Source organism: Paenibacillus sp. P22 (assembly GCF_000469945.2).
Classification (GTDB): Bacteria; Bacillota; Bacilli; order Paenibacillales; family Paenibacillaceae; genus Paenibacillus_O; species Paenibacillus_O humicus.
On the sequence record NZ_CBRA020000066.1, the window covers coordinates 17,305 to 31,769 of the forward strand.

A 14,465-nucleotide genomic window follows, 5' to 3' on the forward strand; every position below is an offset into this window, starting at 1 on the left:
TATACACTTTGAATATCGGTAGATATATTTGCAATTGATGATATTATAAAGTATAAAATGAAACTGAGTAATAAGGAGGATAAGAAATATAGAATGTTTTTACCCATTTCACCCCTCCTATACATCGGTTGATTTACCAACTGAAATGTATCAAATAATCTTTTTCCTCGGTTTGAGCCATTGGAACAACGGACAGTCCGAGATTCAGCTTATAGTTGCGCCAACCTGCCCTTTTGCTTAACGACAGAAGGAGCAGCAGCAGCGGCGGCAAACTATTCCTGGATCACTGAACTAAAGTTCTCCGTTAGTTCAATAGGACATGGCTACGTTAAATATCAAATAACCCTCTGCCAATCAAGTTTGCAGTAACCGGCTTCTTTCCGATTTCTCGTGACCATATAGACAATTGACCGATGTGGTGGATTTCGTGGGCGATCACGTGCCGCATTACTTCGCCGTATTTATGGGATTCCCGCTCCCCTTCATCCGTGATATCGATCATCATGCGGTCTTCCAAACTATCATTCCAATCATACACAAATGGAGCGAGTTCCAAGTGGCAACGGCCGGAAAAATCTTTTATTTGCTGCAAACTTGCCACTTCCTCGAACTGAGGGATTGTAATCGCTTTTTCTTGTATTCCACCGCATATCCAGCCATACTCAACTGCCACAATGTGATACAGAGTGGAAAGGATGTATCCTATGCCGCCGGTGCGTCTTTTCATCAACTCTTCCTCGCTCACTGTATCGCACCAGTCAAACCAATCTTTGCGAACTTGCCAGTTATACTGAAATAGTTTCAACATCTCGTGGCCTCCTGCGCACCTTAAACTTTGTTTACTCCTCGAAATAATAGCGTTATCCTGCCCTTTAGCTTAACGACAGCTAACTCTGTATAAATTTCTTGTCCCTTTTTATTAAGTGACCTTTATATTGAAAAGTGCCCCGCAAAACTGCCCCACCATACTTTAAAGAATTGATATACTTCATTATACGCATCTAAAGCATCTCGCTTTTAACGAGTATTCCACGCGTTTCCCGTTAGTTAACGAAACATAGAGCAGTTGCAGCTTGAAAAATGGCGTAAAGTTATTAATATTGAAAACTAATTGCCGGGTAGTTGAATGCCGCGCCAGCTGCTTACATCGCATTGGCCATATTCATTATCACCCACAGCAATCATCGTGCCGTCCAATTTTAGACCGACTGTATGGGCACAACCAGCCGCAATCGCCACAATATCGCGCCAATCACTTACATTACATTGGCCATACTCATTCCAACCCACAGCCGCCACAGTACCGTCCGATTTGAGGCCGATGGTGTGATTACTGCCCACCGCTATCGCCACAATACCGCGCCAGACGCTTACATCGCATTGGCCATGTTTATTCAAACCCACAGCCGTCACCGAACCGTCCGATTTAAGACCGATGGTATGAAGATAACCCGCCGCGACCGACACAATATCGCACCAGCCGCTTACATTGCATTGGCGATACCGATTATTACCCACAGCCGTCACCGTGCCGTCCATTTTAAGACCGATGGTATGCCAGTCACCCGCCGCGACTGCCACAATATCATGCCAGCCGCTTACATTGCATTCACCTTCATTATTTCGACCCACTGCTACTACCGTCCCAGCCGATTTAAGCCCAATGGTACGACGCCAACCCGCCGCAACCGCTACAATATCACACCAGTCGTTTACATCGCATTGGCCATGCTTATTCCAACCCACAGCCGCCACAGTACTGTCAGATTTAAGACCGATTGTATGAGCATTACCCGTGTTCGTCGCCATATGAACATTACCAGCCGCGACCGCCACAATATCGCGCCAGTCGCTCACATCACATTGGCCATATTTATTATCACCCACAGCCGTCACCGTTCCGTCAGATTTAAGCCCAACGGTATGACGACGACCCGCCGCTATGGTATCTTTAGGCCAGCGTTTCACCTTTAACGCCGCCTGTCCGAGCCAGTCACCTTCAATGTTCACTTGTTTATCACCTTCTATTTTTTGATTACATATTCCATTAATCTGCTCTTAACGAGGCTTCCATATATTTCTTGGCAAGCTCGTCAGTTTCCTTTATTTAACTAACGTGTCCTGTTACTTCAATCATCGGCTGCAGGTACCGACAGAGCCGGCAACGCTTCAAGTCATTGGTAATTCTGATCGCATTTGGACCATCAAGAATCAACAAAGTCCCATCCATTGCAGCCGATCTCACTTCAACCATATTAGTTCTGAATCTCAAGGTTCATTTTCGACTTCCCTTCTTGCTTGGGCCTCTAAAAGGAGTTCTTACAGTTTGTCCATTCAGTCTTTATCCCTGCACAATAAGAATAAGCAATCTTACGTCAGGTAGAACATCCATTGCATTTATAGGTCCAGCTCGTTAAGCTTTTAGTGAATACATAGACGATAGGCGCAGCTCAATCAGATTTTAGTGAATGCATAGACTTGGAGGCTCTTTCAATGATCATCAGTGCTGTGCCTTGGCGAGAAGTTTTTACGGACGAGGCCGCTCACACCATCACGGGCGATGTAAACATATACGAGTCATTCCCGATTCCTCAGTTGGAGTCGGAGCGTAGGATTTGGGTTTATTTGCCGAGGAGTTATAATGAAAGCAATCGAAGCTACCCGGTCTACTACATGCAAGATGGCCAAAACATGTTTGATCAAGCGACGTCCTGGGGAAGCGAATGGGGTGTCGACGAGACACTGGAACAGATGGCACTGGAGGATCCAGCGCTGGAGGTGATCGTGGTCGCTATCGATCATGGGGGTGATCAACGCAACCATGAATATAATTTTACAACCAATGCGGAGTATAAGTTCGGAGGCAAAGGCGAGGCGTATGCGGATTTCCTGGCGAAAACACTTAAACCCTATATCGACAGCCACTACCGGACTCTCCCTGAAGCGGAGCATACCATCATTGCCGGAAGTTCGTTTGGCGCTTACATCTCGTTGTATGCGGCTATTCGCTATCCGGATCAGTTTGGCCGTGTAGGCGGGGTTTCCTTTGTCATGTGGCACGACAGTGGCGGAATCATCCAACTGATTGAAGAGTCGGATCTCTCCCCTGCGCTTCGCGTCTATCTAAGCATTGGAGAGCTGGAAACCGACAATCCCGATTTCAATCGGGCTGCTCGCGAGCATGTCGCGTTGACCTGCCAGACCTTGATCTCATCTGGGGTTCCGGAAGAGCAAATCCGATTCGACTTTATTCCTGGCGGAACCCATCACGAGTCCACATGGAGCGTGCTGTTTCCTGACATGCATCGATGGCTGCTGCAGCCATAGGACGGTTATAAGGAAGGAAAAGCACCCCCTCTTGTAGATGAACGATAGCTTTTCATTTACAAGAGGACATTTTGATGTCAACCCTTTTTTTGGATAATCGCGACTTACGCTGACATTAAGCGGCATTCCGTTTGTAAGCCCGCACCGCAAACAGATAAGCGACGATCATGATTCCTAAGCACCACGCTAAAGCGACCCAGATTTCGTTGCCCGCCGGTTGATTGGACAATAGTGCACGTATGGTTTCAACGATAGACGTCACTGGCTGATTTTCGGCAAAGGCGCGTACAGCCGCCGGCATCGTATCGGTAGGGACAAAGGCCGAGCTGATAAAGGGCAGAAAAATCAACGGATAGGAAAAGGCGCTTGCACCTTCCATCGTCTTGGCGGACAGTCCGGCAATGGCCGCGATCCAGGTCAGAGCCAGCGTAAACAGCACGAGGATGCCGGCAACCGCAAGCCACGACAGTATCCCTGCCGACGAGCGGAAGCCCATCATGAGCGCGACGAGAATGATGATGATAATAGTCATGACGTTGGATACCACCGAGGTCAGCACATGCCCCCACAGCAAGGCGGAACGTTCGATCGGCATCGAGCGGAACCGCTCGATGATGCCCCGCTGCTTATCCATGAACAGGCGGTAAGCCACATAGGCCACTCCGGTGGCGATAGCCATAAGCAATATGCCAGGCAACAGATAATTTACATAGTTGTCCGTACCGGTCTCGATCGCGCCGCCGAACACATAGACGAAGAGCAGCATCATGGCGATCGGAGTGATGCAGACGGTGAAGATCGTGTCCATGCTGCGGAAAATATGACGCATGGAGCGTCCGATCATCACGCTCACGTCGCTGAAAAAATAAGTTTTTTCCGTTTCCATCAGATGGCCTCCTTCTTGCCGATGATGGCGAGGAATATTTCCTCCAAGGTCGGCTGTTTTTCAACGTACTCCACCTCCGTCTTCGGGAACAGCTGTTTCAGTTCCGCGAGCGTGCCGCTGGCGATGATCCTGCCCTCGTGCAGAATGGCCATTCGGTCCGCAAGCTGCTCGGCTTCCTCTAAATACTGAGTGGTCAGGAATACCGTCGTTCCGCCGTCGGCAAGCTCTTTTACAATCTTCCAAACCTCGATGCGCGCCTCGGGGTCAAGGCCGGTTGTCGGCTCGTCGAGGAAAATGATCCGCGGTTTGCCCACAAGGCTCAAGGCGATGTCCAGCCTGCGGCGCATGCCGCCCGAATAAGTGGACGGCTTGCGGTCCGCCGCGTCCATTAAGCCGAAACGGTTCAGCAAATCGTCCGCAATTTGACTTGGATGATCCAGATGGCGCAGCTTGGCAATCAGGATCACATTTTCCCGTCCGGTCAATATCTCGTCAACGGCGGCAAATTGCCCGGTAAGACTGATCGCATGCCGCACATGCTGAGGTTTTGACGCGACGTCGAATCCGTTTACGGTGGCGATGCCTCCGTCCTGCCGTTGAAGCGTAGTAAGGATATTGACAATGGTCGTTTTGCCCGCGCCGTTGGAGCCAAGCAAGGCGAATATCTCCCCGCGCTTCACTTCCAGATCGACGCCCTTCAGGACTTCCCTGTCCTTGAAGGACATGCGCAGACCCTTCACTTCAATTGCTTTTCCCATCCCGATCCCCCCCGTTTATTTTTGTTTTCGGCCATTTTTTTCATCGCCTTGTTGACCTCTAGAGCAACAGATTCTTGATAGATGTCCGCGTACGTTTTAGAACCCTTGATCAATTCGTCGCAGAATGCCGCTACATCCCGGCCTGTCACCTCAAGCACGCCTTTCCCCAAGGCGGCCCCCTCTTCAAACAGGTCGACAATCCCCGAGAGCAAACCCGTCCCCTCGGTCAGCTCGATCGGGCCGACCTTGAAGTAATAGTTTTCAATCTCTTTGTATACAATCTGATAATCCGGCGGGAGCGCTTTGACACGCGCCTTATGCGCACGCCACTCTTTTTTGCCTTTGATGATGTCTTGTATGCTCATAATCATCCCCCTAATTTGCCTATTTTTTTTGCGACAGCAGCATTGAGCTGCTCGCGCCACTTGTCTTGATGGGACTTCGCTCCTTCTTCGCCGGCCAGCGCCGAACAGAAGCCTTTGATATCGTCGCCCAAAACCTCCTGGACACTTTGACCGTTTCCCGCCGTTTCTTCGAGCAAGCCGAGCACACCGTCAAAAATGGGCATGAGGTTGCGGCCGGTGAAATCTGAATTTGGCCAAAGATAAGCATTGATTTGCTCCCATGCCTCTTGATAATCAGCCGGCAGCTTTTTAACACGCGATTCAAAAGCCTTCATTTCTTTCGTCATGTCGCTGCCCGTGATTTTTTCCCAAAAGTTCATTGTTTGTTCTCCTTCAACTCATTGATTTTTGAAGATACGAACTCCCATTTCTCCCAGAACTTCCGCAGCTCCTCGCGCCCGGCGTCGTTGATTGCGAAAAACTTCCGTGGCGGCCCCATGTCCGATGGCTTCTTGGTGATTTCCACCAGCTTGTTCTTCTCAAGCCGGATCAGGATGGTATACACCGTCCCCTCCACAACATCTGCAAATCCGAGGGCATTCAGCCGCCGCGTAATTTCGTACCCGTAGGTTTCCTGGCGGCTTATAATTTCAAGAACACAGCCCTCAAGCGCTCCTTTAAGCATTTCCGTCAAATTTTCCAGCATAATCACCCTTTGCTATTCAGTACGACTGGTATCAAGTGTCACTTACTACCACTACAAAGTATCACGAAGTAGCAAGAATGTCAACGGCCTTTGAGCAAAAATCTCAACTGTCTCGGCTATGCCGTACAGCCTCTCCAATATTTAATATGGCTATCGATCCCTCCCCCTGCCAGCAGCCCACTCCCTAGAGGAGATGTCCTTCATAGGATAGTAAGGGTTCAAGCAATGCCATCATAGGAGCAGATGGAGCTGGGCATAAGTGAGATCCAAAACGAAACTTACCGGACAAGTGATCTTTAAGGGCGATCCCGGGTACGAGGTAGCGCGTAAAAATTGAGATCCCCATACAGACCGATTTCCTAAAGTGTTTGTTTTTACGAAAAGAACGCAGGATGTGGCTAATGCCATCAAATGGGCCAACGAAAACAAGGTTCCCATCCGTCCGAGAGCCGGAAGGCACTCCTTGGAGGTCAATCTCTCGCAAGTCAACGGCGGTATTGTCATCGATGTAAGCAAAATGAGGAAGATTCGCTCGATAAAAAATAGAGCAGCGTGATTGTAGGATCAGGCAATACAGTGGGGAGAATCGCTAAAACGCTTGCGCCGCTAGGCTATATCGCTCCATTTGGAGACAGTCCGACGGTGGGGATTGGCGGAATCACACTCGGCGGAGGAATAGGACCTTTGCAGCGGACTGTCGGCCTCGTCAGAGACAATCTGATCGGGCTTGAAATGGTGGACGCAAAGGGCAGGGTCATCCGCGCCAACAAAAAGCGCAATTCCGATCTCCTGTGGGCTTCCAAAGGCGGCGGCGGCGGAAACTTCGGCGTATACACCAGGTACAAATTCAAAGTCCATTCCGCACCGGAGAAGGCTACGGTATATCGCATCACCAGTTCTCCAGCGGCTTCGGCCGGCATCCTTTCCCGGATAAAGCGATCATGTCCATGCGGAAGTTTTTGGAGCAGGTTGAGGGGCAATTCGCAGGATTTTTCTTTCTCAATTGGGGTGGAGCCGCAATTCGCGTAGCTCCTAGATCTACGGCGTTCTACTGGCGGAAAGCGAAGTTTTAGGTCGAGTGGAACAGCTCCTGGGTCAAAAAGTCCGATGCGGCCAAAAATATTGCTCTGGCAAAGCATTCCGCCGGCAGGCAGAACATAAGCCATAAGGCAAGTCTGGCAACCGACAGAAAGCAATGAGCATCCTTTTCCCTGCGCCCCATCTTAAATTCAAGACAGGGCTTTTTTTACTGAGCCGTTAATATCAGCGGTCCGTCCGAAGTGATGGCGATCGTATGCTCATATTGCGCCGACAGCTTGCCGTCGGCCGTCCTCGCCGTCCACTGGTCGTCATCGATGGCGATGCGGAACGTGCCTTCGTTGACCATCGGCTCAATCGTAAACACCATGCCTTCCTTCAACCGAATGCCTTTGCCGGCTACGCCGATATGCTCGTAATTCGGCTCCTCGTGCAGGCTGCGCCCGATTCCGTGCGCCAGAAGATCGCGTACGAGCGAATACCCGTTCGACTCCGCATGCTGCTGGATCGCCGACGTGATGTCGCCGAGCCGGCCTCCGGGGAGAGCCCGGGCGATTCCCAACTCCAAGCATTCCTTCGCCACCTTCATCAACCTGCTCGCCTCCGGCCGCACAGTGCCCACCGCATAACACCAGCAAGAATCGCCGAACCATCCGCCGTATTCCACGACGATGTCGAGCTTCAGCAAGTCCCCGTCCTTAAGCGCCCGCTTCGAAGGGATGCCGTGGGCTACGACATCGTTGAGCGAAGTGCAGGTTTCGGCGGGAAAACCGTTGTAGCCTTTCGTGAACTGCTTGCCGCCAAGCTTGGTCATATGCCGGGCAACAAAGTCATTGATTTCGCGTGTGGTGATTCCAGGCTCAATTATTTTAGCCGCCTCGCGGTGGCAGTCCGCAACGATTTGGCCCGCTGTCTTCATTTCTTCGATTTCCCTAGGCGACTTTATCACGATCATCCGGGCTCATTCCCTCCCTATCCAGCCTATAAGTTTAAAAACCTGACGATATCTCTCGCTTCTTCGCCAAGTTTGCCGCGGCGAAGCGAAAGAGAGGCGCAGCCGACCAAGGCGGACAGCAGCATCTCCGCGCGATGCAGGCGGTATGGCGGCTCCGCTGCAGCACCGCCGGAAGCGGCTGCCCCGTCCGTTTCAAGCCCGCTGTCCATAAGCGCGGCGAGCGGTACGAGCACATCGCGTCGGAAGGCGGCCGCGAGCGCGGCCGAGCGCGCATCGGGCAGCGCGGTAAATTCCTCGCCGGCCTGCTTATACAGCAGGTACAAGGCCCGGTCCTCAGCCCAAAGCTGCAGCAGCCGCATTCCGGCAGCGGCGACGGGGCCAAGCTCCTCGGCAGCGGCCGCTTCGCGGCTTCTGCTTTTGGAGCCCGCGGCAGCATGGCTGCCGGTGTCCACCTCAGCTATGCTCAGATGTCTTGCCCCCGGCGCCTCCCCAGAAGCTGAAGCGCGCGCTTCCAGCGGGATCTTCAGCATGGCTTCCGGCCGGTTCTCCAATGGAGCCTCCACTGAGCCGTCGAGCCATCCCGCCGCGCGTTCCATCGCGTCCCAGAGCAGGTCATGGAGCAGATCCCCCTTATTGGTGTAATAATGGTATACCGTGCCGTAGCCGAGTCCCGCTTGCTGAGCCACATCCCGGATTTCCAACAGGGGTCCTTTCGTCAAAAAAACGTCGGCAGCGGCTTTCCTTATTTGCGTCAGACGACGCAGCCGAATTTCTTCGTTCTGTTCCTTCGTGCGTGGAGTCATCTCGTCCGTTCCCCTCTTTTATTTTTGACCTGCTGTAATGTCAATATAAAACAACGGCTTGCATATATCAAGAGATCCGCCTTATTGCTGTTGCCCTAGGAGCGGATTCCGCTATAATCCCACCGGACAAGCCTAAGCCCGGTACTACGAAAAAGGCCTAAGCTGTCGTGCAGCCTAACTCCATCGTTTCGAACGGCCTGGCCTGTCAGCTGCATAAGGCCATCTCAACCGTGAATAGCGGCCAGCCTAGCAGTCGTAGGCATGATCGTCAATCACCTGGAAAGCCTTCAAATCTCGGTTTGGATTAAAATCAAAAAGAGCTCTCCGCTTAGGTTTTCTAAGCAAGAGAGCGTGATGGCTGTCCTTCATCCTTAAACAGCTTGGTCAGGCCGGGAGCGAACTTGACCTGCGGCTTCTCGCCTCGTGCGCCGAGACGAGCAGCAGCGAGGCGCCGAGGGCGGCGCAGAACAGATACATCGCCGAATAAGAGGTCAGATCCGCGACCGGACCCATGGCGATTGCACCTAGAGAGACGCCAAGATCGGCCATGGCGATGAACAGCCCCATGAGAATGTTGCGGCTGTCCTTCGGCAGGATGAAGCTCAAATACGTTGTGAGCGTCGGATATACCATCGCCTGCGCGATGCCCATCAGGAACGCGCCTGCGTAAAATAGCGCGCCGCCCCCGTAAGCCGCCAGGCCGACGCAAAGCGCCGCAGCCGCCAGACTGAGCAGGATCAGGCGCATGAACGCGGGATGCCACTCTCCATCGGACGGTATCCGCTTGCGCAGCCAGAAGCGGGCGGCGACCACCGTGCCGGCCTGCAGCATGAGGTACACGGCGGCGCTGGCGCCGCTCACCTTCGCCGCATACAGCGGGATGAAGGTCGTCGCCGCGCCGAATATGACCGACGCCCCGAGCATGAGCAGGCTGCAGCGAAGCAGATGGGGATGTCGAACCAGCTCTCCGAACCATCGCAGCATGCCAGCTCCCTCGCCGGGCTTTCCGTCCTTCGTCTCTGGCTTCGCCTCCTGTGCGGCCGATTCTCCAACGCGGGCGGTGAAGCCGACCGCACCCGTGAGCACGCCCAGACCGATCAGCACGATGGCGAGCAGAGCCGGATTGTCCGCCTCCCACAAGCCGATCGCCAGCAGCGGACCGACGATGCCGGGCATCGTGGCGCAGAGCGAGTACATGGAAATGCCTTGGGACCGCTCCCCTTCCGGAAGAGCGTCGATCAGTCCTAGCTGGAGCGCCATGGAAAAGAAGGCCGTGCAGACGCCTTGAAGGACGCGGGCGGCGAAATATCCCTCCAGGCCCGTGAATGCGTACAGGGCGAGCGCGAGCGCATTGAGCGCCAGGATGGCCCGGAGCACGGTGATCGGACCTTGCTTGCGGATGATGTGCCCGGCCCATGGACGAAGCAGCATCGTCGTGGACAGATAGGCGCCCATGACGATGCCGATCACCGCATTGCTGGCGCCAAGCGAGCCTCCCTTGAGCGGAATGATGACATTCAGGATGGCATTGGCGCAAAAATAAAGCGCCGTCAGCAGATAAAGCCGCATGAACGGCCAGGACAACGCCCCGTTCATTCCCTCTCCTCCTTTGTTATGGCCGCATGCTGTCGCGGAACTAGCGCATGGCCGAGCCGGAACTTATCGAGCAGCTCGCGCGCGTATGGGGTTCTCAGCTCGCCGAGCCGTTCCGTCTCGATTGTCTCGATGATGCGTCCTTCATGCAGCACGGCGATCCGATCGCACAGGTAAGCCGCAGCCTCCAGATCATGCGTGATGAACAGATAGCCGGTTCCGTAGATGCCGCGAGCCTCCCGCAGCAGCTCCAGCACCTGCACCTGCACGGGCGCATCCAGCGAGCTGACCGCTTCGTCGAGCACAATCCAGCGGGCTCCGGTCAGCAGCGCCCGCGCCAGGCAGATCCGCTGCGCCTGGCCGCCCGACAGCTCATGGGGATAACGCTCCAGATAAGTGACATCCAATCCGACCTGCTCCAGCGCGGTCTCCAGCTTGCGGCTGCTTTCCCGCTTGGAATCGCCTGAGCGCCGGCTTCCTCCCAGCGCCTCCTGCAGCGCCTGGCGGACCGTGAAGAACGGGTGGATCGACGAGCGGTAGTCTTGAAACACAGCGCTAACCGCGCCTCGGCGCGACCGGCGTCCCAGCTCCTCTCCGTCGATCCGGACCGAGCCTGCGTCCGGTTGCTCCAATCCGAGAATGAGGCGTCCGAGCGTCGACTTGCCGCTGCCGCTCGCTCCGATGATGCCGACACATTCACCCGGCCGGCACTCAAGCGACACCTCCTTCAGCACCAAATGCCTGCCTGGACCTCGCCAACCGTTACTGGAGTACGACTTGGCGATCTTTTCAACGCTCAGCATGTGTTCGTCCTCCCAGCGCTTGAGCGAAGCGGCCGCTCAAGGCATGCTTCGACTCCACGAGATAGCGGGTATAGGCATGCCTCGGCGAAGTCAGCAGCTCTGCGGCCGTCCCCCGCTCCACCGTCATGCCGCCGCGCAGGACAAGCACCTCGTCGGCAATCCGCTCGACGGCGGACAAATCATGCGAGATCAGGATCATGGAGCAACCGGCCTGCCTGCGCAGCGAAATCAGCTGGCCGATGGCTTCCTGGCGGGAGGCCGCATCCAGCGCGGTCGTCGGCTCATCGGCGATAACGAGCTCCGGCTGGAGCACGAGCGTCAGCGCGATCATGAGCCGCTGCAGCATGCCGCCGGACAGCTCATGCGGATATCGATTCAGCACCGCCGTTGGACTTTGCAGCAGCAGCAGCTCCATCGCCTCCGACAACCGCTCTCTGCTCTGCTCGCGGCTCCACCCGAAATGAGCCTTCAGCACCGAATGCAGCTGCTTGCCAAGCCTCAGTCCTGGATCGAAAGCACGCATGCCGTTCTGCAGAATCATGCCGATCTGCGCACCCCGCAGCCCGCGGATCCGGTCGTCGGACAGCTCCGTCAGCTCCGTGCCCTTGAACCGGATGCTGCCGCTCTGCCGCAGCGCCGGACCGTTCAGCCTCATGATCGCCTTGCAGACGATCGACTTGCCGCTGCCGCTTTCCCCGACGATCGCCAGGCAGCTTTTTTCCTTCACACAGAAGGACAGCTCCGGCACAATCGCCGCGCCGGATCCGGCATGTGCGATACTGAGCCGGCTCACCTCCAGCACATCCATGTTCATGCGACCTCCCTTCCGATCAGAGCCGCCTCGGCCCTTTCCGGCTGATGGCGCTTGGACGAGCCCGCTTGCGGATCGACAGCCTGCTGCATCGCATCGGACAGGAAATTAACCGCCGAAACGGCAAGGACAATCATCAGCCCCGGCGCCAGCATGAGCTCCGGCCGCGAAAACATCGACTGCCTCGCTTCGCTCAGCATCATTCCCCACTCCGCTTGAGGGGCCTGGATGCCGAGGCCGAGGAAGGAAAGCCCCGACACCTGAAGCAGCGTCGAGCCGAAGGAGCTGCTCGCGACGACAGCCAGCTCGGGCACGCAGACCGGCAGGATATGGCGGAACAGAATCGCCAGCGATCCGGTGTCTAGCGTCCGGGCGAAGCGCACATAGTCGGCATCTGCGATCTGGCGAACGGATGAGCGTACGATCCGCGCGAACCAGGCCCATTTCATCAGAATGAACGCCAGCAGGATGTTCTGCAGCCCGACGCCGAGCACGCCGATTACCGCGAGCGTCATGACATAGCCGGGGAAACGAGAGCATCACATCGCACAACCGCATGAGCAGCGCGTCCGTCCGGCCGCCGGCGTAGCCTGCCGCCATGCCGACTGCCGCGCCGATCAGAACGGAGGCGAGTACGGCAGCAAGCACGAGCAGCACGCTCGGACGGATGCCGTATAGAATCCGGGACAGCACGCAGCGGCCGAGCTGATCGTTGCCGAGCGGGTAATGGAGCGACCACGGGCCATAACGCAGCGCCATGTTCACCTCATCCGGCGGATGGGGCGCCAGCCACGGAGCCAGCATGCCGGCAGCGGCGATCGCCGCCAGCACTGCAAGCGACAGCAGCGCCAGCCGGTCCGACAAGAGCCGTGAAATTCGTTTCATTTAGAGGTCCTTTCTCAATCGGGGATTCAGAAGCCCGCTTAGGACTTCCGATACGGCGTTGAACACGACAAACGATGAAGCCAGCAGCAGCACGAACGCCTGGATGACGGGATAATCGCGGCCGAGTATCGCCTTGACGCTCAGCGTGCCGAGACCCGGCCAAGCGAATACGTTTTCCACGACGACCGTGCTGCCGAGCAGGATCGGGACCGCCATGCCGAACATCGGCACAGCCACCTGCAGCGAATTGGCCAACACACGCCTTGTAATGGCCCTCTCCGTCAAGCCGTTGGCGCGTCCGTACAGGACGTAATCCTCGTTGCGCCCGGCAATCATCGAGCTGCGGATGACGCGGAAGTAGACACCTGCATAACCTACTGCGAGCACAGCGGTCGGCAGCACGAAGCTGGCGGCCGAGTCCATGCCGCTAGTCGGCAGCAGATCCAGCTTGACCGAGAACAGCCAGACGAGCCAGGCAGCCAGCCAGTACGGAGGCATCGCGGTCAGCATAAAGCAGAACTCCGCTTAACAGAATAAATCCGCCTGCAAAAATCCTTTTCACTCTTTCCACAACCTTTCCAACTAGAATCCCGCAGGCACAATCGACCGCAGGTGAATGAAGCCAAACCTCATTCGAACCTAAGACCGGAATGTGAGTGGGCCGGATCCTTTATGCTTACTCCGCTGCTCTCTCCGTCCAAGATGCTCGTACATAACCTATTTTCATTCCCAGGCGCTCCATATTTTTATGGCTTTGGGATTGAAATGAGCACTGGCTGATGATTAGCTTGCAATCGTTCTTCACGGCTTCTTCTATCCGTCTCCTCAATAAGCTTTGATGCAAGCCCCGATTTCGGTACTGGGGCAACGTAGCTGCGAAGGTCAAGGATGCCTTTGTATCCTTGCTGTACATCACACCGGCCGCTGCCGGAACTTCATCGAGGCACGCGATAAAAAATTTCCATCCCGGTCGATGGTACAAAACCTTATTATTCTCCAAGACATAGGGGATGCCCTCATCGGATAATCCTGTTCCCCGGCAATGAATCGCTGCATACAGCTCGAGCTGATCTTCTCTGCATTCTAACAAGGTGAAGCCATTGGAATATCCATCCGCATAGATTTGGGGTTCACTAACCATTGAAGTGTGAAAGCCGGATTGATAGAAGCCCCGATCAGATAATCGTCGAAGGAAGCTCTGATCCACCAACGAAGGAATCACTTCGAAACGAGGTGTTCGAGCTCTTGCTCTATAGAACTCGGTTATGGGCTCAATAACATCAATGTCTTCCGACCTCAATCCTTTAATGGTATTAAAAGCCGCCCAAGTCATGGTCTTGCTGTAAGAACAGACTGCATTTCCGAATCGCTGAATCTCGATTCCTTCCGGATTTCCGGGTCGAGCCTGAATGGCTGACATCCGATCCGTCATGTAATCAATCTCGGCATTTTCAATGTCCTTGATCTGTTCTATGGATGGCAAACTGAAAGACATAAGTCACCTCGGTATCAACTTTCTCTTACTCATCSTCTGGTTCTTCGTTTTCCTGCGCGAA

Annotated in this window: 16 protein-coding genes and 2 pseudogenes; 3 read left to right on the forward strand and 15 right to left on the reverse strand. The window is 54.8% G+C overall.

The genetic code is table 11. From position 1 onward, the window contains the following. Positions 1-328: 328 nt before the first annotated feature. The gene (locus BN871_RS11010; RefSeq protein ID WP_048745969.1) at positions 329-808 is read right to left on the reverse strand and encodes a DinB family protein; all 480 of its coding nucleotides are present in this window, start codon (positions 806-808) and stop codon (positions 329-331) included. 299 nt (positions 809-1,107) lie between these two features. Beyond that, entirely contained in the window at positions 1,108-2,004 is an 897-nt protein-coding gene (locus BN871_RS11015; protein WP_048745988.1) for an RCC1 repeat protein, read from the reverse strand. Positions 2,005-2,493: 489 nt separating this feature from the next. Here BN871_RS11015 and BN871_RS11020 point away from each other — a divergent pair, with 489 nt between their 5' ends. Next, positions 2,494-3,327: an alpha/beta hydrolase gene (locus BN871_RS11020; RefSeq protein WP_048745971.1), complete on the forward strand. Its 834-nt coding sequence runs from the start codon at positions 2,494-2,496 to the stop codon at positions 3,325-3,327. A gap of 115 nt (positions 3,328-3,442) precedes the next feature. Here BN871_RS11020 and BN871_RS11025 read toward each other — a convergent pair whose 3' ends face one another. Genes BN871_RS11025 through BN871_RS11045 form a run of 5 tightly spaced genes read right to left on the reverse strand, consistent with a single transcriptional unit; the run spans position 3,443 to position 6,021 of the window. Then, positions 3,443-4,213 (reverse strand): ABC transporter permease, encoded by a 771-nt coding sequence (locus BN871_RS11025; RefSeq protein WP_048745973.1) that lies wholly within the window; start codon positions 4,211-4,213, stop codon positions 3,443-3,445. Continuing rightward, positions 4,213-4,971: an ABC transporter ATP-binding protein gene (locus BN871_RS11030; RefSeq protein ID WP_048745975.1), complete on the reverse strand. Its 759-nt coding sequence runs from the start codon at positions 4,969-4,971 to the stop codon at positions 4,213-4,215. Before BN871_RS11030 ends, BN871_RS11025 begins: the two co-directional genes overlap by 1 nt. Then, complete coding sequence (locus tag BN871_RS11035; RefSeq protein ID WP_048745977.1) at positions 4,950-5,336, reverse strand: DUF1048 domain-containing protein; 387 nt, start codon at positions 5,334-5,336, stop codon at positions 4,950-4,952. Before BN871_RS11035 ends, BN871_RS11030 begins: the two co-directional genes overlap by 22 nt. Positions 5,337-5,338: 2 nt before the next feature. Continuing rightward, complete coding sequence (locus BN871_RS11040) at positions 5,339-5,695, reverse strand: DUF1048 domain-containing protein (protein WP_048745979.1); 357 nt, start codon at positions 5,693-5,695, stop codon at positions 5,339-5,341. Further along, entirely contained in the window at positions 5,692-6,021 is a 330-nt protein-coding gene (locus BN871_RS11045; protein ID WP_048745980.1) for a PadR family transcriptional regulator, read from the reverse strand. The genes BN871_RS11040 and BN871_RS11045 overlap by 4 nt, the downstream gene beginning before the upstream one ends. Positions 6,022-6,415: 394 nt before the next feature. On the opposite strand from BN871_RS11045, the gene BN871_RS29635 reads away from it, so the two are divergent. Together BN871_RS29635 and BN871_RS29640 are read left to right on the forward strand one after the other, a co-directional pair. Then, the gene (locus BN871_RS29635) at positions 6,416-6,577 is read left to right on the forward strand and encodes an FAD-binding protein (protein ID WP_269745420.1); all 162 of its coding nucleotides are present in this window, start codon (positions 6,416-6,418) and stop codon (positions 6,575-6,577) included. Between the two features lie 20 nt (positions 6,578-6,597). Next, a complete protein-coding gene (locus BN871_RS29640) occupies positions 6,598-7,050 on the forward strand; it encodes an FAD-binding protein (protein WP_269745421.1) in 453 nt (150 codons plus the stop codon). A 217-nt stretch (positions 7,051-7,267) separates the two neighbouring features. On the opposite strand, the gene map is transcribed toward BN871_RS29640, so the two are convergent. The 8 genes and pseudogenes from map to BN871_RS11090 form a co-directional block, all read right to left on the reverse strand. Continuing rightward, positions 7,268-8,014 carry a type I methionyl aminopeptidase gene (gene map / locus BN871_RS11055; RefSeq protein ID WP_048745982.1) on the reverse strand — a complete coding sequence of 249 codons (747 nt, stop codon included), beginning with the start codon at positions 8,012-8,014 and terminating at the stop codon, positions 7,268-7,270. A gap of 26 nt (positions 8,015-8,040) precedes the next feature. Continuing rightward, positions 8,041-8,817 (reverse strand): TetR/AcrR family transcriptional regulator, encoded by a 777-nt coding sequence (locus tag BN871_RS11060; RefSeq protein WP_021877269.1) that lies wholly within the window; start codon positions 8,815-8,817, stop codon positions 8,041-8,043. 384 nt (positions 8,818-9,201) lie between these two features. After that, positions 9,202-10,413 (reverse strand): staphylopine family metallophore export MFS transporter CntE, encoded by a 1,212-nt coding sequence (gene cntE, locus BN871_RS11065; RefSeq protein WP_021877268.1) that lies wholly within the window; start codon positions 10,411-10,413, stop codon positions 9,202-9,204. Further along, entirely contained in the window at positions 10,410-11,213 is an 804-nt protein-coding gene (locus BN871_RS11070) for an ABC transporter ATP-binding protein (RefSeq protein ID WP_021877267.1), read from the reverse strand. Before BN871_RS11070 ends, cntE begins: the two co-directional genes overlap by 4 nt. Beyond that, positions 11,200-12,027 carry an ABC transporter ATP-binding protein gene (locus BN871_RS11075; protein ID WP_021877266.1) on the reverse strand — a complete coding sequence of 276 codons (828 nt, stop codon included), beginning with the start codon at positions 12,025-12,027 and terminating at the stop codon, positions 11,200-11,202. The genes BN871_RS11070 and BN871_RS11075 overlap by 14 nt, the downstream gene beginning before the upstream one ends. After that, positions 12,024-12,909 (reverse strand): annotated as a pseudogene (opp1C, locus tag BN871_RS11080) (nickel/cobalt ABC transporter permease). The gene BN871_RS11075 and the pseudogene opp1C overlap by 4 nt, the downstream one beginning before the upstream one ends. Beyond that, positions 12,910-13,422 (reverse strand): annotated as a pseudogene (locus BN871_RS11085) (ABC transporter permease); the annotation flags it as partial. Positions 13,423-13,585: 163 nt separating this feature from the next. Further along, positions 13,586-14,404, reverse strand: a complete 819-nt coding sequence (locus BN871_RS11090) for a GNAT family N-acetyltransferase (RefSeq protein WP_021879754.1) — start codon at positions 14,402-14,404, stop codon at positions 13,586-13,588. Positions 14,405-14,465: the final 61 nt, after the last annotated feature.